Here is a 20,255-nt window from a genome sequence, read left to right on the forward strand (position 1 = left end):
CTCTATGCTCAGGCTTGCGTGACTTGCCAGTTCGAAGTCAGGATGCCCTGGTCGCCGGCATCAACCGTCCGATCAAAATCAAAGTCCCCCTTGCTCCATCGCCGCCCGGACATCTGCCAGTTCTCTGCCAGCTTCAGCAGATCGCGGGCGTCCACGCGGCGGTCGAGCGTTGCATCGCCGCTGATCGTGTAACGCAGCAACACCGCCGTGGCATCGATCGTCTGACCGGCAAAAGTGCCTTGCGAAACGCCGAACAGATCGGTGGCTTCTGCGTAGCCGATCGCGCGGTTGGGGGTTGCGGCGGCCGTGGAGCTGCGGATTCCCACACCACTCCACGTCCCGCCGTCGTAGCCGTTGCTCAGCAGCGCGCGGATCTGCTCGATCGGCGAAGCTCCGGAGTAATCCACGATGATCGTGTTGTCCGCCAAGTCGAGCGACGCAGTCGATCCCAGCGTCAACCCGCGCGTCCGAAGCAGCAGATTCCCGCCCGGCTGCATCGTCGCCGTGCCGTCGATCTGAATCGCGCGATCGCTGAACAGCACTCCGCTGCCTCCCATGCTCAGCCTCGCCCAATCGGAAATGATCGTGCCTCCGGTGCCCCTCATCGAGCCGCCGGTCCAGTTCAGCGTGCCACCGATCGTTATCTGGCCCGCGCCGCCGAGTTCTCCACCGGACAGGTTGACCGTGCCGCCGAGCTGTGCGTACTGCGCCACCTCGAGCCTGCCGCCGCTGATCGTCAGGTCCTCGAAGCTGATCAGGCTGCGGAGCAAGTGAGTACCGCCGGTGATCAGAATGGCCGGCGCTTCGGTCGTGTAGATCGTCACATCGCTGGTGGGTCCGGGGATCAGATCGCCCGACCAGTTCATCGGATCGGCCCAGCTCACGCCGTCGCCCCCGCCGTCCCACGTGATCGGCCCGCCGTTGTACCCGATCGCCAGCGCCACACTCCCCGCGTCGCCCCAGAAGCCATCGACGGCAATCTGGTACGTGGTTCCGCCCGATGCCTGGAAGCTCACGCGCATGGTTGTGCCGCCCGGTTCCTGTGTGACATCGACCGCAGCGAGCGAAGAGACCGACGAGCCGGTGTACACGCCGAGCAACGTCTGGAAATCGCTTCCCGCGGTATCGATGGTGACCAGCCCCGACTGCGGCGCGGTCCAGGTCCACCAGACCGATCGGCCGCCGGTCCACCCGCCGTGCGGCGGCTCGCCCGGCTCGAGCGTCGCGGCGAAATTGCTGCCCACCGCGGTGGGCGACGCGCCCGACAGGACCGCGCGCGACGCGAAGGCATCATTAGCCGGCGCCCGGGCGTAGCTGAGCACGATGTTCCCGGGAGTGAACCAGCTATCGACCGCGATGTGGTAGCTCGTGCCCGCGATGGCACGGAAATCGACCATGCTCGTGAAGTCCTCGCCCGAGTCGTTGTCCGACGCCACTTCCGTCAGCGCCGAGACCGACGAACCGGTGTAGACCGCAAGCAGTGTGTCAAAATCGCTGCCCTGGGTGTGAAACGTGACGTTGCCTGTGAAGTCCGCGGTCCAGGTCCACCAGACCGAGTGCTCGCCGAACAGGCTGCCGGCGTGGTTTGGCTCGCCGGGCTGGCGCGTCGCGCCAAGGTTCCTGCCCGTGACGGAGTTCGTGCCGGTCGGAATCGGCGCGGCGGTCTCGAAGTTGTCATTCGCCGGCGGGTAGACGTGATCCACCAGCACCAGCGACATGCTCGAAACGGCGCCAAGCTCATACCCGCCGCCGGCGCTGAGCGTCAGTTGGATCGTCTCATCCCCCTCGATGAGCAGATCGTCCAGCGGCATCACGGTGATCAGCGCCGATGTCTCACCGGCGGGGACCGTAACCGACGCGGCGGCAAGCGCGTAATCCACCCCGTTGCTCGCCGTGCCGCTGACCGTGAACCCCACCGTCAGCGCCGAGGCGACGCTCCCAAATCGCAGGAACGTGAACGTGCCGGGGTTGTTCGGCTCGGCCAACGTGCTGTCGCCTGCGCCGAAGGCGATCATCGGCGTCGTGGCGGCTATCAGCTCAAGCGTGTTGCGGGCGTTGAGCCTTCCACCCGTCGAGGTGACGCCGCGCAGCGACGCGATGCGATCCGCGCCGCCGTAGATTGCATCGCGGACGAGCTGAAAGCTGGCCGAGGGCTTGACGCTCCACGCCAGCGCCGCCACCCCCGCCACGTGCGGCGCCGCCATCGACGTGCCGCTGTAGCTGTCGTAGCCGTTGCCCGGGATGGTGCTGAGGATGTCCACGCCGGCTGCGCCAAGATCCACCGTCGCCGCCCCGTAGTTCGAGAAGCTGGCGAGCTGGTCCGCCGAATCGCTCGCCGCCACCGAAATGATGTTCGGCAGCTCGTAGCACGAGGGGTAGTTGATCGCGACGTCAGTGTTTCTGCCGTCGTTGCCCGCCGCCGCCACGAACAGCATCCCCGCCTCGCCGCTGGCGCGGATCGCCTCGAACAGCGCCTGACTGTCCCCGCCGCCGCCCCAACTGTTGTTCGTCAGCGGAATGTTCACCCCGCGGTTGCGCATCATCGTCGCGTAGTTGATCGCGTCGATCGCGTCATCGGTGGTTCCCCGGCCGCTGGCGCCCAGGAACTTCAGCCCCATGATCCTGGCGTTCCAGTTCACGCCGCTGATTCCGACGCCGTTGTTTCCGACGGCGGCGATGGTGCCCGAAACGTGCGTGCCGTGCCCCTCATCATCGAACGGGTCGTTGTCGTCGTTATGGAAGTCCCAGCCATAAACGTCATCGACGAATCCATTGCCGTCGTTGTCGATGCCGTCGCCGGGCGTTTCGCCGGGGTTTCGCCAGATGTTCGCCGCCAGGTCCGGATGCGTGTAATCCACTCCCGTGTCGATGACGCCGACAACGACCGATCCATTTCCGGTCGTGCGATCCCAGGCCTCGGGCGCGTCGATGTCGGCATCGTTGACAGCGCCCCAGCCTCCTCCGGTATTGTGCAGAGCGTACAACTGCCCGAATCTCGGGTCGTTGGGCATTCGATCGACCGAGAGGGTGAAATTCGGCTCGACGTATCGGAACCCCGGCAGCGAAGAAAGCGCCGCGCGGAGCTTCTTGTAGCTCACGTTTTCCGCCGTCTTGATCAGCGATAACCCGCGGACGGTGAGGTTTCGCTTCAGCCCCAGCGGCAGCCCTGTGCTCGCGCCGGCGCGGCGCATCAGCGCCGCCAGATCACGCCCCCGCTTCGTTGCGCTGCCAGGCTCCAGCGCCAGGATCCACTCCCCCGGCCTGACCGCCGCCTGCCTGCCGTTCCATTCAATCACCTTTTCAACACCCCCGGCCCCGGCACTGTCGGCAGCGGAAACAACGGCCATCAGCCTCCGCGATTCCAACGATTCCAGCGCGCACCAATCACGATGCTCTTCACGACGATTCGGCGCAGCACTTGTGCTTCTCATCAAGCGTTCGCGCTCCTTTTCTTGTTGTGGCCGCCGGCCAGCTCCCTGGGCGTCGGCCCGGAAGAACGAATCGACTCGACTTGCACTGCGGGAGTGACGATTCACGCGACGGCGACGTTAGGCAGGTCGCCCATGTGAGTCTGTAGACCTGTTTGGGGCAGTATGCGATGCGACATCAATGCGATGCGTGATCAATGCGATCGGCGATCAGCGCGATGCCGCACGCCCGCGCGGCAGGCCGGGGACGTGTCGCGGCCAGTTCTCCACTGCCCGAAGCGGGACGTGGCGCAGTCGGCCGCGATGCACCGTCACGATCGACCACTCAGCCGGCCCATAGCGCACGCGCATGATTGGAGCGGTCGCCGGCGAAATGCTCGATGTGCTCGTCGCTGCCGCGCGCGTCACGATCCGCCGCCGCTGCTGGTAGAGACTGTACTGCACGCTGGCACGCTGGCTCCAGCCAATGAGGCGGCGCGTGGGCTGGGCCATCAGCGACGGCGGCAGCACGCGGATGGGACGATCGATCACGAAGATCGCGGCGCGAAGGTACGAATTGGTGCTTTTCTGTTCGTCTCGACCGACGAACTCCAGCCGGCTCATCGCGATCGAGCCCGCCGGCGCATTCAGCTCGTGGAGCTTGTGAGCAACATTGACCAAACTCTGAAACGCCCCGCCGCGATAGCTGGCGTAAAAGTTCTTCGCCCGCTGCTGCGCCACCTGATTGGCGTAGGGCACGACGCTGCACAGGACGATGCTCCCCGCCAGTGTGCCGATGGCGGCATTCGTCGCGACGTTCAAGTGGCGGCCTTCGCAACGTTTCATCAACCATCCCAGCAACACCGCGGCGCCAACGAACATCTCTGCGATCAGCAGCGGCGCGATTGGGAAGAAGTATCGCGCCACCGGCCGCGGCCAAATCCAGATCAGCACCATCATGTACCCCAGGATCGCCAGTGGCAGCCATCGCCGCCGCCGCAACCCGTCGATCGTGGCGATGATCAGCAGGCCAAATCCAATCAGCCCCGTATGCTTGAGCGGCTCAAAACGCTGCGAAGCGCGCGAGGCGCCTTCCCAGAGCAGATCGGTCAGCCACACGCCGCTGTGCAGTACGCGATCGACGCGGTCGGAAAGGGTGGCGACGCGTGGCCGGTCGGGCATGGCAAGGTTGTGGGCATACAGCGGATCGAGCTGCGATCGCTCGACGCGCACCGCGGCGCGCAGCGCGAAGAAGGTGACGAAGATCCCCGCGGCGCTGAGAATCGCCGCGATCCACCTGCGGTTGATCCTCGGGCCAAGCTCGCCTGCAAGCAGGATCGCCGCGATGATCGGCCAGGTCAGCACCGCCGCCCATCGGATCGTCACCAGCAGCGCGCATGCGCCGCTCAGCAGCAACAGCAACAGGATGCTCACCGACAGGCCCGCCCCGCCTCGTCCGCGCTCGGCGGGTTCGCGCTGAGCAGAACCGCTCCATGCGTGCAATGTCGCCGCCAGCAGCAGGATCACCCCCAGCACTGCCCCGAACGCCGGCTCGGCATGAAACGTGTACACATGTCGCGAGACTTCGTAGATCAGGGCGCTTAACACAATCGCCAGACTCGCCTGCCACGCCGGCAAACTCCGACGGATCACCCACCAGCAAGCTCCCAGGAACACCATCAACCCGGCAAGCAGCACGAGCTTGAGCACCAGGAACGAACTGCTCAACTTCATCGCCGTGCCAAGCAGGATCGGCCAACCGGGCGGAACAACCGCCACCGGCTGATTGTTAAACCGCACGCCCTGCCCGCGCGCCACGCTCCGCGCCATCGCCAGGTAGGCATCGCTATCGCTCACCGGAACCCAATACGGATTGAGCAGCGGAACGAACAACGCCAGCACCACCAGCATCGTTGCGACCAACCAGATCGCATCGCGATTCTGTCGTACACCCCCAGCCGGTTCGCCCATAACCGGTGACTGTGGCACGGACCAGACGCCCGCGACACCTGTTGAGTTTGCCGTCGTTGATGAAGTGGGAAGCACTACTGCCCGTCGGCCAGAACTCGCGCACAGACCTCTTTTCACACGCGCCGATCGCGTCCCCCTCATCTTGGGAACCCGGCAAAGGCTTGTCAACCGCGTCACGAGCTGACTCATCGCGGTTGACGACAATCAGTCCGCCGGATTTCCTGTCCGTGTCCTCCACCGCCTCATCAGCGACCGTGATCACCCCGTCATTGTTGGAATCGATCGCGAGATCAACGTCCTCATCCGCGATCGCTGTCGATGCCATCAACGCGTCGCTCAGCCAGTAATTGCTGCTGGCCTTGAGGATGGCGTAGACGCTCTCCGCGTCCTCGAACAGATCATCGTCCGCCGGCGGCAGCGCAAATCACGCTTGTTCAGGGGCTAATTCGGCCCCCGCTGTTCCTCTTGTGGTGCTTCCGAACGGCCCGGCGGCTCTGTCAGTTTCTGCACGCCAATTCCGACCTTTCGTTTGAGTGGTATTACAAAGCCACCTTTTAACAGAAAGACCTGCAAGCCAGTCGTGAGGTCCACCTCCTGCTCGGCGATACCTACTGCTTCGCCGGGATGTCCACCGGCTTCGGTCATCATTTGCAAATCTTGTAACAAGATCTCCTTCCACCACTGCCGCAGCTTTCGCCAATCCACTGCGAATCGCTTTCCCAGCTCCATCAACTCTTGCCTTTCAGCGTCGGTGAGCTTCGCTAGCGCTGTCTGGATGTCCTCATGGGAGTGCCAAACACCGTACTTTTCGGCGTAGGGGCCCAGGTAGCGTAGTTCCGCTGGAAGCAGGTCCCATCTAGGCTTGCCGAATGGCGGTTTGCGGATCATCACACGATTCGAGTTGAAAGGTGCTAGGCCGCGTTTGGCCAGAGACGCGAAGACCAACTGCAGGTTCTTCAGTGCTCGATAGTTTGGATCGTGAACGCTCGCATTTACGCCATAGATGTAATGAGAGATTGTAACATCATCGCCACGCTCCGCGATCTGCTCGTACAAGCGAGCAAGCTTGGCAATCGTATCGGTTCCCAACGCGGCAGCATATTCGTCCGCTGCTTCGTAATACAGCACTGCATCCGGAAGTTCCTTAAGAGCAGGCGCGAGATACTCAAGGGTTACAGGAAGCTGCAGGTTCATGATCGGTCGGCCCTGCGAAGGTATGGTCGATTGCGCGAAGATGTTACCTTCGGTCGTGATCAAAGCGAAGGGTATGCAGATCGAGATACGCAATAGCCGTCTGAATGGCATTGGACACATTGCCGTCTCCCAAGTATTCTCCGATCCAGTTCGTAATGCGGCGTTTCGCCTCGGTTTCCAGTTCAATGTTGCCCGGGTTGTTTCGCCATGCGCGGCACGCGGCGTAAACACCGTTCAGCGGCGGAGGATCCTGCATTAGGTTTTGGCCCAGTTCCAAGCCTTCGCCGATCGCAGCGAAAATGGCGATCACATCGATGAGTCTCTCGACGCGTGCGATTGCTTTTGCCGCCTTCCCGGAAAAATCGGGCGACACGGTTGCGTTTGGATTCCTCCGCCTCGCGTCTTCTACCTCCGCGGGATCGATCTTCGGACATTCCGTGTGAGGAAGACGATCAGGACTCCTGTTGACCTCCAACATCTCGTCAGCCATGAAATCGTCCATGTACCGATCGACGATCTCTTCGGGAATTCGCACACCAATTTGCACAAGGCTAGCCTTGATCATCGTGCGCCGTTCTTCCGGCTTAAGTGCCGCCCAGATGTCTCGGGCGTCCTCGCCGTCGATCGAAGCCAGCCATCTGTCCCAGAATCTGTGAACTATTTCATGCTGTTCAGGGGTCAACTGAATGAGTCGCTGGGTCGGCGATCCGCCCAGATACAATGGATAGGGATGATGCCACGGATCGACGGCAGCGGCAACGGGCTTGCGCACGTGCCTGTCGGCGCCACCAGCGGGTGTCGCGTTGTTCTCGATCGCACTGTTGTGAACCGCGATCACTCCTAGCCGAGACTCGACGTGCGCAAGTTCGTCGGCCGCCAAGACCCGTCCCTGATACGCGACGATCGGCTTCTCCGACTGCACGCCCCCGGGGATTGCCACCAGGTGATCGTCGGCCTGGATCGTCGGATCATCCGCCGAAATCGCCTGAATCTGATCGAGCGTCGCAAGGGAGATGCCGCGAATCCGGTTACGGAAGGCGTAAGCACTCAGATCAATGGAAGATGGATCCCAGTACATCCGATCTGCGGCTTCCAGCAGGATCCGGCTCGAAACGGAGCCGTAGTGCTCACGTTGCGTCCCATCGACCCCAACGTGCGTCCATTCGGCGATGGTCATGTGTACCTTATCGCCGGAAAGTTCTCGGCCGGTGCTGTCGCGGTGGACCCAGGAGAAGACAAAGTCCTGGTCCGGCTGAAGCCCTTCCAACCACACGTCCACGTCGCGCGCATGCACGCCGTTGAGATAGCCGTTGGACGAAGGGTTGCTCAGGTTCAGCGTCAGGTTGGTCAACGGCGTGCCGTCGGAGGTCAACAGCCGAACGGCCGACGGGTTAGACAACTCGATGCCCAGAGTGCCGCCGGTCAGCGTGCTGGGTATCCGCTTCAGCGTGATCCGCATCAGATCGTCATCGACAGGGTTGAGTGATCCGGTCGGAATCGAGGCGGATGTGTCGTCAAAGTCGAGCTGGCCGTTTGTGATCGCCGCCGGTTCCTCGGCATCGTTGTTGGTCAGGATCAACAGCTTCGCCGGATCGTTGCTGCTCTCGACAGCCTCTGAAACCGCCTGTGCGAACTTCCCTCCGGTGCGGTGGGCGACCAGTTCCACGTCCTGGGGCAGCTGAGCCGCGCTAGCCAGGCCGATCATGAACGTGTTCACGCTGTCATCAACGGTCCCTTCGCTGGTGCGCGGCTGCGCCAGCGCGTAGGCTTCTGCACCGACCTCTGACAGTGCCGCCACGGCAGCAGCACGCGTGGTGGCCGCTCCGTAATAGAGCATGAAGGCGATGCTTTGCCCGGCGGAAACCTCTCCGAATCCAAGATCAAACAGGCTTCCGTGGTCGAAGGGTCCGACAGTATCGAACGTGCCGGAATGGAGATCGGCAGCCGACGGAAACCCCTCGGTTGTTGAACCCAGAGGATCGGCCGGGGCGAAACCATTGTTGTTTGTGTAACGAATGAGCTCGGAATCACCCGCGATTGTCATGAACTCGTTAAACTCTGTCGGGAACACGTCGAAATCCGACACGCGCCGATATCGAAGGTCGACACTCGAATCACTGATGTTCCGGATGGTCACACGCGCCGCGTACAGATGAGAATTGCCCGAAGGATAATACTCATGCACCACTTGAAGCGTATTGCCCACATTGACCACTGAGGTAGCGGTGGCCGCAGTCGCGCTGAACAAGACAGGCGTGAGGTTGGACACGCCTTGGTCGCGATCGGCGAATCCTGCAACTGCCGAAGCGGCATCGGCGGCGCCCCATCCTTCGCAAGCGCAGCCGGGACTGATTCCATCGCCGCCGCTGCCCGCATACCTGAGCCCGACACCTGCGTAGTTGAGGTCTCCTTCGGTGTTGATCCCCAAAGCGATTGTTCCGTTGCTGATCACCGCGCCGTGGCCCACTGGGCCGCTGCCTGGCGTGGCGATGTTGGAGTAGGTAGAAGCCGCGGTGGGGTTGAACGCCCGAACGCGGAAGGCGTAGTCCCTGCCGGGCGTCAGCCCTGTCGCTTCATAGCTGCTGACGTTAGCGCCCACCCAGCCGATCTGGCTGAAGCTGCCGCCATCCGTAGAACACTCGATTTTGAATCCCGCCTCGTTGTCTGAATTGTCGGTCCAGTCCAGCTCGACAGACCAGCCGTCGGCGCCAGGGTGGGCCATCAAACCGGAAGGGGCTGCGGGGACGCCGAACGCCGCTGTGGCCTCTATCGTCTCCGAGAACGGCGAATTCCCCGCCGCGTTGCGCGCCCGTACGCGGTAGCGATAGCGCAACCCCTCAGTACGGCCAGGATCCTGATAGCTCGGCGAGGCGGTAATGGACAAACTGGTCCAAGCCGCAGCGCCGGGGTCGAAGCGCTGCACCTCAAAGCCGCTCTCGTCGTCCGAGTTGTCCGTCCAACTCAGGTCGATTCGCCCCGGCACGGTGCTGGCGGCCTGCAAGTTCGACGGTGCCTGCGGCACACCCAGCGGCGTGGCAGCGCTCACGACCGGAGTCGGTGCAGACGTCGTATACCGTGTGTACGCCTGGACGTAATAGTAGTAGGTCCGATTGTCGTCCAGGCCGACGTCTAGGAAAGAGGTCTCATCCCTGAACGATAAGCCGGCCAGCTCCCACGGTCCGGTGGAACTGGTGGATCGGTAGACGTTGAACCCTGCCTCTTTCGAGGCGTTGTCGGTCCACGTGAGCAGCATTTCCGAAGAGGACTGAGGCGTCACAATAGGCGCGCCCGGCCCCGGCAGCACGGTGTAATCCCCACGCTGGGGCGTATAGGCGATGAGATTGCCGGCCACATCACGGCCGCGAACGCGATAGCTGTACCAGGTGCCGTCGGCCAGGTTGCTGTCGTCGTAGAAGCTCGTGCTCGAATCCAGCCAGCCGGTGATCGGCACATACCCCTGCCCGTCGTAGCTGTTGCGTTCGACCCGCCACTGATACACCTGCGGGTTGGCATCCCACGAAACACGAATGCCGATGTTGGGATCTTCCGCCAGCGAACGCGCCACGGCGTAGAAATCCGTCGGCTCGATCAGGTGGATCATGAACCCCGCGTCGATCAGCGAGTAGTCCGTGCTGTCCCACGTCGTGCTGTAGTCAAAGTCGCCGTTCTCGTACCAGCTCAATTCAGGAAACGTCTTGGCCTGGCTGACGTAGCTGCTGTCCAGGATCGCATAGTCGGTGCCGTCCACGACGCGATTGTGGTCGGCGTCGCCCCAGAGGAAGAAGAACTCGGTCTCGTGGGCCGTCGTCATCACCTCACTGGTGGCGGCGCTGCTGACAGCCCCGGGGCGGATGCGAAGCTGGTAGTTTCCGCTGGCCAGCATGCCGGAGCCCTCGAACACGCCGGGGAATCGCAGCGTCGCCCGGTGCGTCAGGGGATCATAGGCATCGAGCACGAACGGCTCGGGCTGGTCGGTGTCGAGATTCAGAACTTCAAAATCATCCGCAGCGACTGCCGTCACGTGCTGGTCGAATTCGACCACGTACCGATGCGGCAGATCCTTCCAGAGAAATTCGCCTGATGTCACCGTGGGTGCATCAAGGTGCAGCCTGCCCTCCAGCCGCTCACAGCCCGCTATCCCCCCCCCCCGAGGCTGCCGATGAACAGCCGCCGTGCGCGAGACAAGCCGATTCCCCAAGGCTGACCGAAGCGATCGAAGCGTCATGACCCTGCCTCCCTTTGTTGAGATGAGCCTGCCCGCCCGTGCCTGCCGGCGGGTGCGAGCAAAGCAGGTTATTGTTTACCTTCGTGCAAAGGCGATGTCAAGCAAAAAATTGCAGGGCTGCGGGCAGGCCGGGTGTGGTGGCGTTTGTGCGGGGCGAGCCGCGGGAATTGGGCCGCAAAGTCGAGTGTGATCTGAAGCAGCGAGTCATTGGGAATCATCGCCTCAGCGACGAAATTCAAATCTGCCGCATGCATCGTCAGGGGCGGGGCCATATCTTTACCAGCTTCTTCTGAATACTGTCGTATCGATACTCCGCGGCTTGCCGTTGAACACGAGTCGGTTGATCAGTGGCAGGTGCTTCGTGAAATGGCCGGCCATTGCGCTGCTGATCACTCGGCACATGCCCAGATGGTATCGCGATGGACGCAGGTCTGGAAGTTCGCGCCGCCGCGGGTATCCTCAAGTTGTCACCGATGCTGCCGGACACGCGAAAGCTTCGTTCGTCGCTGGCGATGCTGCTGTTTGTGGGCACGACAGTGGCCGGTCTGGTGCTGGACCTGTGGACCAAGTGGCTGGCGGTTCGGCACCTCAAACCTGGTCGCGTCATCGAGTTCATCCCTGGCTGGCTTCATTTCACTTACACGGAAAACCAGGGTGCCGTTTTCGGGTTGGGGCAGGGACAGCGGTGGCTGTTCGTGGGCGTGTCCGTCGCCGCCATCGCGTTTTTGACGTTCCTGTTCCTGCAAAGCGATCGCAGGCGGTTTTACCAGTTTCTGCTGGGGCTGCTGCTGGCGGGCGTGCTGGGAAACATGTACGACCGCGTCGTCTACGGCCACGTGCGCGATATGATTCATGCGCTGCCCGGCATTCACTGGCCGCCGTGGATCGCCCGGCATCTGCCGGCTGGCCTGGGCAGCAGCGGGGTCTTCCCCTGGATCTTCAACATCGCCGATTCACTGCTTTGTGTAGGCGTTTTTCTGATGATCGTGTACAGTTTTCTGCATCGGCCTGTGGAGCAGCGGCAGGAAGTGGCACCACAGATGAACACCGATGGACATAGTTGATCATCCGTGTCATCCGTGCAGATCCGTGATTGCGGAACAATGCCTGTAAGCGACGAGGACTATCTTCGACGGGCGATCCGGCTGGCGATGCAGGGTCGCGGACGGGTCGAGCCCAACCCCATGGTCGGATGCGTGATCGTCAAGCAGGGACGCGTGATCGGCGAAGCGTATCACGGGCGTTTCGGCGGCCCCCACGCCGAGCCGATCGCCCTGGCCGCCTGCACCGAGAACTGCCGCGGCGCCACGATGTACGTGACGCTGGAGCCGTGCTGTCATACCAACAAGAAGACTCCGCCGTGCACGCCCAGGCTCATCGAGGCAGGCATCCAGCGCGTCGTCATTGGATGCCTGGATCCCAACCCCAACGTTGATGGTCGCGGGGTGGCGATCCTGCGCGCCGCGGGCATCACGGTGGACGGGCCGATTCTGGAGGCCCAGTGCAAGCAGCTCAACGCCGCCTTCTTCAAGGGCACGCTGCACGCCCGACCCTACGTGACGCTGAAGTGGGCCGAAAGTGCCAACGGCAAGGTCGCCGGCGCCGGCGGTCGGCGGTCGCAGATCTCCAACGACTACGCGATGCGCGTGGTGCACGAGATGCGGGCCAGGTCCGACACCATCATGGTCGGGATCAACACCGTGCTCAGCGACGACCCGCAGCTCACCGTCCGCAACGTCGAGATCTTCCGGCCGCTCACCCGCGTCATCCTGGACTCAAATCTGCGGATGCCGCTGGAATCCATGCTGGCGCGTACCGGCGCAGGCGAAGTCATCATCTTCTGCTCCCGCGGGACGTTCCACGACTCGCCTCGCGTGGCCGAGCTGGAAGCGCTGGGGTTAAAGGTCGTGCCTGTGCGCGAGCGTTCGCCGGGGCGGCTGGTTCTGGACGATATCCTGTTCGACCTGGATGACCGCGGGCAGCACCTGCTGGTCGAGCCGGGCCCGACACTGGCGGAGAGCTTCTTCTGCGAGAACCTGGCCGACCGGGTGTGGGTCATCCGCTCGCCGCATCCCATCGATGAGCCCACAGCGCCCAGCGCCCCGCGGGTCCCGGCCCACTACATCAAAACCGCCGAAGTGGACCTCAGGGGCGACACCTTCACGGAATACCTCAACCCCAACAGCCCGGTCTTCTTCGCCGCCGAGCCTTCCGCCGACATCGCGCGGTTCATGGAATGAGCGCCGACCGCCGCAACCGCGAAGCGCGCACGGCGCCGTCGGAAGCGATCACGCAATCCAGTCCGTCGGATCCTGGCCCAGGCCAACCTGTGAGAAGATGCCCCGCATCGCTGGCCGCGGTGCGCTCCAGCTTGCCGTCAAAACGCCTGTCTGATTAACGAATGAGTTGTCAAGCAAGGCGTAGTCGGTTGCATTGATCATGCCGTCGTAGTCGCTGTCTCCGTGAATCCAGCCGGATAGACCGTTCACGAATGCGTTGTCGATCAGGCTGTAGTCGGTGGCGTCGATTCCGCCGGACAGATCGGCGTCGCCCATGTACGTGAAGCCCACCAGCACGTCGGACTCGCCGACGCTCTGCCCGGCGAAGGCGGTGTAGATCGGACCGCTGCCGCCCACCTGCGAAAGGTCGTTGCGGATCACGCCCACGCCGCGGAGGAAGCTTCCCGCCGCCGCATTGTCAGCTCCGGCCCTGGAGCTGCCGATTCCACTGCCGAGCCAGTCGTAAGCCCCGCCGTTCTCCAGGCCGGTCTTGATCGCTGCGGAGATCATCGCGAGGTTGCCGTTGCGGACGACCATGGCGTTGTCATTCAGGTCCAGCCGGCCGTTGCCGCTGAACGACAGCGCGCCGGTTACCAGCGTCTTGTCGGCGCCTGCCGGCAAGCTCACCACGCCGCCGCTCTTGATGGTCAGGCTGGCAAGCTGCTGAGGGGCGGGCATCGCGACGGCAGCGTTGCCGACGATGACCACGTCGTTGCCACCGGCGCCGTCGATGGAATGCGACTCGAATCCGCTGTGACTGATGGAGATGTTCCCGAAGGCGATCGTGCCGCCCTGATAGGTGATGTTGTCGGCGCCGGCGGTTGCGACAAGCTGGAGCGTGTCGGTGCCCGCGCCACCAGACAGCGCGATCTGCCGCAGGCTCGACACATCCGCCGAGAACGCAGGCGTGACCAGGTTGTTCAGGTAGACGTCGATGCGTGTTCCGTCTGCGGCTGGGTTGATGCGGAATGTGTCGTCGCCGCCGGTGCCGCCGCTGTAGACGAAGCCAAATACGTCGGCGGCGGCAAGCCAGTTGCCGAACTCGTCGGCCACCTGGTTGGAAAGCTCGGCGCGATAGACGCCATCCGGCAGCAAGCCGCCGGGCAAGCCCGGGAACGTGAACATCCCGCGATTGGTCGCCCCATCATAGGCCAGCGCAATGTTCGAGCTGTGAATGGACTGACCCGTCGTCAGATTCGTCAGCGTCAGCGAATACCTGTTGAGGAAGGAACCGACGTTCTCACTGAAACTGTAGTCGATCGAATGTCCGGCGGCGTTGGGGTTGAAGGAGCGGCTGAGCACAGCCGGCGCGGTTGCGTCGGTTGCGATGGACTCGATGCCGCTGTAGTTCAGCGGCTCGGCGTTGGCGAAGGTGTACCCGCCGGCGCCGGTGCCCGTGGGCGTGTGAACCGGACTGGCAACGGCAGCGAAGGCGAGGTTGAGCGTGTCGCCAGGCACGGTGGTCGGGTTGCCGCCGTGGATGTTGAACGTGTTCTGGTTCGATGGCTTGGCGTAGATCGTGTCAGCGCCGCTGCCCAATACGACCGTCGCTGATGTTACGTTGTAGAAGTTCACGCTTCCGCCGGGAGCGAACAGCGGCGCGCCACCACCGTTGTAGATCAGATAGGGTTCGATCCGCGCTGTATCCCCGGTTGCGTCGCTGCCGTCGTCGATTGTCAAGCTGTTGGACGCCGAAGGATGGCCGAAGAACTGCACCAGCCCGCGGATGTTGTCCACGCTTCCATTGCCCGGGCTGAGCAGCGACGAGCTGCCCACCCGCAGCGTCGCCCCGTCGATGGCCCCGTTGATCGCCAGGTTCATGCCCGCCGGGGTCGAGTAGGCCTCGAATCGCGTGGCATACTCGCTGTCCAGCACGTAGCTGTAGATCTGCGAGTAGTTGACGATGCTCTGGACAGTGTACGGGCCGCTGATCGGGATGCTGGTGCGATACAGGTGCCGCACGCGGTTGTCGGTGATCAGGATGCGGTTAAAGCCGTCCTCGAAGGGGCGATCGTTCTGGGAGACGGAATCGAGCTGCCCGCCGCCGGCAAGCGTGAACGTGCCCTGCAAGTCGCGGAGCACGAACGCGTCATCGCCCGCGCCGGCGTTGATCGAGATCGCCGTCGCGCCGCCGCCGGTGACGTTGATCACATCGTTGGCGTCGCTGGCGTTGAGCTGGACGGATTCCATGTCGCCGAACGAGAACGTGAACGTCCCGCGCGAGACACTCGAGCCGGTGACGTTGTAGGTGTGCGAGCCGGTGGCGGCGGCGTCGTTGAGCACGGCGGTGTCGCTGCCGCCCTGGCCCCAGAACATCACGTTGTAAACCCCCGACAAGTCGCTGGTCAGGAACTGGCAGGTGTCATTACCGTTGTTGGCGTAGATCGTGGTGTTCGTGCCGGGGGGTGTCGCGATGATGTACATGGTCTCGTCGAAGTTGGACAGGTCGATCGAGAGCGACTCCACTCCCGCGTAGCTGTAGGTGTGGCTGCCGTCGCCGACGCTGGTGGGCGAGACGGTCTCGTTGCGTGCCGGGCCGTTCTGGTTGTGGACATAAAGCGTGTCGATGCCGCCCTGCCCGTCCACCGCCACGTCGGCGCCGATGTACGAGAGATTCAGTGAGTTGGATGCGATCGAGATCGTGTCATTGCCGTCGCCTGCGTTGACACTCACGCGGGCGGTGAGGTTCGGGCCATCAATGTTGAAGAAGTTGGAGCCGGCACCGCCGTTGATGGTGATACTGCCTGCGCCGGCGTAATTGACGAGTCCCGGCTGACCCGTGAGGGAGACTGCGTCCGGTCCGACGACGAAATTCGAAGTGCCCAAGGTGTCGTCGAAGACCAGGTTGATCCCGCCGCCGAAGATGCTCAGAGGAGCCTGGATGCCGCCGACGCTGTGGAACCCTGCGCCCAGCGTGACCGTGTCGCCGGGGTTCCACGACAGGATCGAGTAGCTCGATCCCGCCGGCAGGTATGCGATGTTGAAGTTGTTGGCGATCTGGTTGCCGTAGACCTCGAAGCTCTCGGCTGCGGCGGTGAAGATCGCCGCGGGCGAGGCATCGGTCTGAAGTCCCCAAAGCCCGAAGCTGTAGTTCGTCGCCTGCGCCAGGCCATAGCCGAGGTTGTCAACGATGTAGGTGTCGTTGTCGGCCTCGCCGTCGAAGGCGACATCGTCACGGACGAAGCGCAGGTCGCCGACGTCGCCGCCGACTTTGGCCGTGTCGCTGCCGTTGCCGCCGTAGATGTTCAGCGGCATGTTGTCCGGCGTGGAATTGACCAGGATCGTGTCGTGCCCGTCGCCCGCGTAGACATTCATCGCCTCGATGCTGAAGTACAGGTCGAGCTGAGTGTAGTCCGCGCCGTCGGCCGAGACGGTCACGTTCCAATCCGTCACCGTGATAAGATCGTTGCCCGAGGAAGGGAAGACCGGCCCGGTGCCGATGATGTTCAGCACGTCCGATCCCCCGCCGCCTGAGACGCGGATTCGCGGGTTGCCCAGCGGGTTGATGGGCTGAAGCGTGATCGTATCGTTCTGGTTGCCCGGCAGTCCGATCTCGACGCGGTCCACGAAGGATACGCTCCAGGATTGGGTTGCGCCGTTGTCGCTGACGACGATCTTGCCGTTGTCGTAGTCGGCGTAGACGGCGATGTTGTCGCTCAGGTCGGCAAAGCCGGTGACGTAGATCGTCCGGTTATCCGTGTTGAGGGAAGCAAATTTGCCCAGCGATCCGGTGACGGAGTACTGCCCGACGCTGCCGTAGGTGCCGTCGCTGGCGACGACGACGTAGTACGTCGCGCCGGATACGAGGTTGCTGGCCGTCAGCGTCAGCGCGTTGCTGCCGCTGGTGGGCACGGCGGTGGCCATCAGGAACCCCGCCGAATTGCGCAGCTCCACGTAAGGCGCGAGCATGGCGCCGTTGACAGCCGGGCTGATGGTGAACGTGGCGGCTGGTCCGATCGCATTGAAGGAGTACCAGTCGCTGTCGCTCTCGCGTTCGACGATGCCGCTGCTCCACACTTCGCCCGCGGTTCCCGACAAAACCCGCGCCGAAGCCGCATTGTTGCCGCGATCGTCGGCGCGATAGCCGAGCAGGCCGCCCAGCAGCAGCAGCTCATCGCGAGTGGCGTCGGGCGAATTCTGCCCGGGCTCCATGTTGGTCCGCCACCAGATTCCGCGTTTGCTCTTGTTGTTGCCGCTGTCCCCCATGATCGGTGCCCGCGTAGCATCGCCCGCGTAGTACTCTGTGACGGTTGAACCGCTCTGCTGTCGCTGATGATCCAGCCCGAACAGGTGGCCGGCCTCGTGCGCGATTGTCTCGCCGACGTAGTGAGTGTCGCCGGATTGCATCAGGCTGGAGGAGTCGGCAGACCAGGCGAAGGCGGTGTTGTCCAGGTCGCCGCTGTTGAAGCCGCCTGTCCACGCCAGACCTCCACCGCCGCCGTTGTCCCAATCCGAGTTGCTTCCTCCGACCAGCACGCGGCAGGAAACTCCATCGATCAGCGGCCCGGGATCCACCGTCGTCACGTTGATGTCGAAAGGCGAATACTTCTCGCTGACGTGTGCCCAGATGTCGCGTATGTTCTGAAGCTCGCTGTCGCTGAAGTCGTTGAGATTGGCGTCGCGCGTGAACGGCGGAACGGGCACGTCGTTCCCGCCGGGGCCGTGCACTCGCCTGGTCTGGCTGCCCGGGCCATTCCAGTCGAATGCCGGCGCGCCATCAAAATCGATGAACAGCGTCGCCGCTGAGCCGGGCAGGCTGCTCAAGGCAGGCACCACCAGCGCCAACAACCTGCGTGACTCCAGCGTCTCGAAGGCGGCGGCGCGCAGCCTCGCATCGTCACGATCCGTTTTGGCTGATATCGAGCGGCTCATGGACAGGTCTCCACCGACGACTTGTGCCCCCCGAAACAGCCAAAGCGATGATACCGAATCATAGGGGCCAGTTTTCGATGCTGGCGATCGCGACCCCGACAGAACCCTGGCTTGAATCGCTTCGATCCTTTGCGAATAGGACGAAGTCCTACCCGAGGCTCGGAGATTGCCCGCCACGCGATTGCCGGGTGGCAAACCAGGCCGCCGGTGAGGGCAGACCCATTTCGGGCAAGCCGCTTCGGGTGAATGGAGTGATTGCGCGGTGCGACGATACGTTGTGGCGCGTGGCCCCGGTGGTTGCCGGACCGCCACTAGCAACCGCTCATCGCCCGGACGGAGTTGCGCCATGTCCCACACAAAAGCCACTCATGTCGAGATCCTCGAAAAGCGATGGATGCTCAGCTCGATCGTGAAGTCTTCCACACTCACGCTCCGGCCGTATGCCGACAGCATGACTCTGGACGTGCTGCACATCATGAGCGTCAGCGGGACCGCGAATGACGACACCATCGCCATCACGCAGGACGGATCCGATATCGTCGCCTACGTGAACGGCGCGCAGGCCGAACGCATGCCGAGTTGGCTGTGCAGCGCAGTGGTTGTGCACGGTGCGGCGGGAAACGACTGGATCCAATCCACTCACAACTTCGGCAGCGTCGCGACGTATCTTCACGGCGACGGCGGCGACGACACGCTCGGCGGCGCAGCGTACGAGAAAGACTGGTTCTACGGCGAGATGGGCCGCGACACCGTCACCTACGCCGACCGCTGGGCGAGCCTGGTCATTTCCCTGGACAACCTCGCCAACGACGGGCAATTCGCCGAGGCCGACAACGTCCGCCCGGACATCGAGCTGGTCGTCGGCGGCAGCGGAAACGATTCGATCAGCGGCAACTGGCACGATGAGACTTTCTTCGGCAACGGCGGGAATGACACGCTGGACGGCGGCGACGGAAACGACTCGCTTTCGGGCGGATCTGGCAACGATGTCCTGATCGGCAACGATGGCAACGACACCCTGATGGCCGGGTATGGACGCGACAGCCTCTTCGGCGGACTGGGTTGGGATGATGTCGACTATCGCGATCGATGGATCAGCGTGAGCGTCTCGCTGGACTGGGTCGCCAACGACGGCGAGAGCGGCGAGAACGACTGGGTCACGCCGGACATCGAAGCGGTATGGGGCGGACATGGCAACGACCGCATCGTCGGTTCCGACGGCGACAACGCCCTGTTCGGCATCAATGGAGACGACACGCTCATCGGCCTGGGCGGGAACGACGCTCTGTACGGCTGGTACGGAAACGACCTGCTGATCGGCGGACATGGCGACGACTACATGACCGGCGAGCAGGACAACGACACGCTGGTTGGTGTCGGCGGCTCGCAGTTCGACGTGCTCGCCGGCAATGACGGCCTGGATACCTTCTGGGCCGACGCCGAAAGTACCGAGAACGTCGCCGATGCCGACGCGACCGAGCTGGCCATGGGGCACGTGCATCGCATCGCCTCGTTCATGACCTATCACTTCAGCAGTAATAACACGGACGTACCGGTCGGACGCGATCCCGACGGTGAAGATCTTCCCGATCCCACCAACGGCTCAAACTACGCTGATTTCTCAGCCCAGCCCCTGTTCACCTGGCCCGGACCCAACAGCAGCGACATCGATCAGAACGCTCTGGGCGACTGCTACTTCCTGGCGACGATCGGAAGCATGGCGCACACGAATCCCGACTTCATCGCCCGCAGTATGGTTGAGCTTGGCGACGGCTCGTACGCGGTGCGCTTCTTCCGCGATCGCGTGCCGGTCTACGTGCGCGTCGACGGCGATCTGCCCACCAATGGCTCGGGAGCGCTGGTCTACGCCGGCCTGGGCGCCAACGGCGCGCTCTGGGGCGCGATCGCCGAGAAAGCCTGGGCCTGCTTCCGCGTCAACGACAGCAACTACCAGTCCGCCGCCAACGGCTGGCCCGATGAGGTCTACCGCGCCTTTGGCGTATCAAGTATCGCGCATGGCAGGAACATTTTCGGCAACTGGGAAGGCGGGCCGGATGCGCTGATCAACTACATCCTGAACGAGTGGATGGCCGGCAAGTCGGTGACAGTCTGCACGCCGGGCAGCACGCCCGGATTGCTCGTCGGCAACCACGCCTATGGCGTGGAGTCGCTGTACTGGAGCAGCAGCGGCTGGCGGATCATTCTGCGAAATCCGTGGGGCGGCAGCGGAGCCTATGTGGACCTGAGCGCCGCGGAACTGGCGGCTAACATCGAGCGCGTCGATTCGGCGTTGGTGCCATGAATGCC

At 63.2% G+C, this 20,255-nt stretch carries 8 protein-coding genes; 3 read left to right on the forward strand and 5 right to left on the reverse strand.

Annotated elements, in window-relative coordinates:
- Positions 1–8: 8 nt before the first annotated feature.
- The 4 genes from ACQS5P_RS01485 to ACQS5P_RS01500 form a co-directional block, all read right to left on the reverse strand.
- Positions 9–3,347 (reverse strand): S8 family serine peptidase, encoded by a 3,339-nt coding sequence (locus ACQS5P_RS01485; RefSeq protein WP_428939133.1) that lies wholly within the window; start codon positions 3,345–3,347, stop codon positions 9–11.
- A gap of 291 nt (positions 3,348–3,638) precedes the next feature.
- Entirely contained in the window at positions 3,639–5,378 is a 1,740-nt protein-coding gene (locus tag ACQS5P_RS01490) for a hypothetical protein (RefSeq protein ID WP_428939134.1), read from the reverse strand.
- A gap of 441 nt (positions 5,379–5,819) precedes the next feature.
- Complete coding sequence (locus ACQS5P_RS01495; RefSeq protein WP_428939135.1) at positions 5,820–6,572, reverse strand: hypothetical protein; 753 nt, start codon at positions 6,570–6,572, stop codon at positions 5,820–5,822.
- 43 nt (positions 6,573–6,615) lie between these two features.
- Entirely contained in the window at positions 6,616–10,659 is a 4,044-nt protein-coding gene (locus ACQS5P_RS01500) for a fibronectin type III domain-containing protein (RefSeq protein ID WP_428939136.1), read from the reverse strand.
- Positions 10,660–11,216: 557 nt separating this feature from the next.
- On the opposite strand from ACQS5P_RS01500, the gene ACQS5P_RS01505 reads away from it, so the two are divergent.
- Complete coding sequence (locus tag ACQS5P_RS01505; RefSeq protein ID WP_428939137.1) at positions 11,217–11,861, forward strand: signal peptidase II; 645 nt, start codon at positions 11,217–11,219, stop codon at positions 11,859–11,861.
- 39 nt (positions 11,862–11,900) lie between these two features.
- A complete protein-coding gene (ribD, locus tag ACQS5P_RS01510) occupies positions 11,901–13,037 on the forward strand; it encodes a bifunctional diaminohydroxyphosphoribosylaminopyrimidine deaminase/5-amino-6-(5-phosphoribosylamino)uracil reductase RibD (protein WP_428939138.1) in 1,137 nt (378 codons plus the stop codon).
- 48 nt (positions 13,038–13,085) lie between these two features.
- Here the strand turns inward: ribD and ACQS5P_RS01515 are convergent, their stop codons facing one another.
- Positions 13,086–17,948: a beta strand repeat-containing protein gene (locus ACQS5P_RS01515; RefSeq protein ID WP_428939139.1), complete on the reverse strand. Its 4,863-nt coding sequence runs from the start codon at positions 17,946–17,948 to the stop codon at positions 13,086–13,088.
- Positions 17,949–18,294: 346 nt separating this feature from the next.
- Between ACQS5P_RS01515 and ACQS5P_RS01520 the strand changes: the two genes are divergently transcribed.
- Positions 18,295–20,250, forward strand: coding sequence for a C2 family cysteine protease (locus tag ACQS5P_RS01520; protein ID WP_428939140.1), 1,956 nt, complete (start codon positions 18,295–18,297; stop codon positions 20,248–20,250).
- Positions 20,251–20,255: the final 5 nt, after the last annotated feature.

This window comes from Fontivita pretiosa (assembly GCF_050410795.1).
Classification (GTDB): domain Bacteria; phylum Planctomycetota; class Phycisphaerae; order Tepidisphaerales; family Tepidisphaeraceae; genus Fontivita; species Fontivita pretiosa.

Excerpts from the sequence above, each read along its gene's own strand:
- ACQS5P_RS01485 (WP_428939133.1), bottom strand. The coding sequence starts at position 3,347 with ATGGCCGTTGTTTCCGCTGCCGACAGTGCCGGGGCCGGGGGTGTTGAA.
- ACQS5P_RS01490 (WP_428939134.1), bottom strand. The coding sequence starts at position 5,378 with ATGGGCGAACCGGCTGGGGGTGTACGACAGAATCGCGATGCGATCTGG.
- ACQS5P_RS01495 (WP_428939135.1), bottom strand. The coding sequence starts at position 6,572 with ATGAACCTGCAGCTTCCTGTAACCCTTGAGTATCTCGCGCCTGCTCTT.
- ACQS5P_RS01505 (WP_428939137.1), top strand. The coding sequence starts at position 11,217 with ATGGACGCAGGTCTGGAAGTTCGCGCCGCCGCGGGTATCCTCAAGTTG.
- ribD (WP_428939138.1), top strand. The coding sequence starts at position 11,901 with ATGCCTGTAAGCGACGAGGACTATCTTCGACGGGCGATCCGGCTGGCG.
- ACQS5P_RS01515 (WP_428939139.1), bottom strand. The coding sequence starts at position 17,948 with ATGAGCCGCTCGATATCAGCCAAAACGGATCGTGACGATGCGAGGCTG.
- ACQS5P_RS01520 (WP_428939140.1), top strand. The coding sequence starts at position 18,295 with ATGTCCCACACAAAAGCCACTCATGTCGAGATCCTCGAAAAGCGATGG.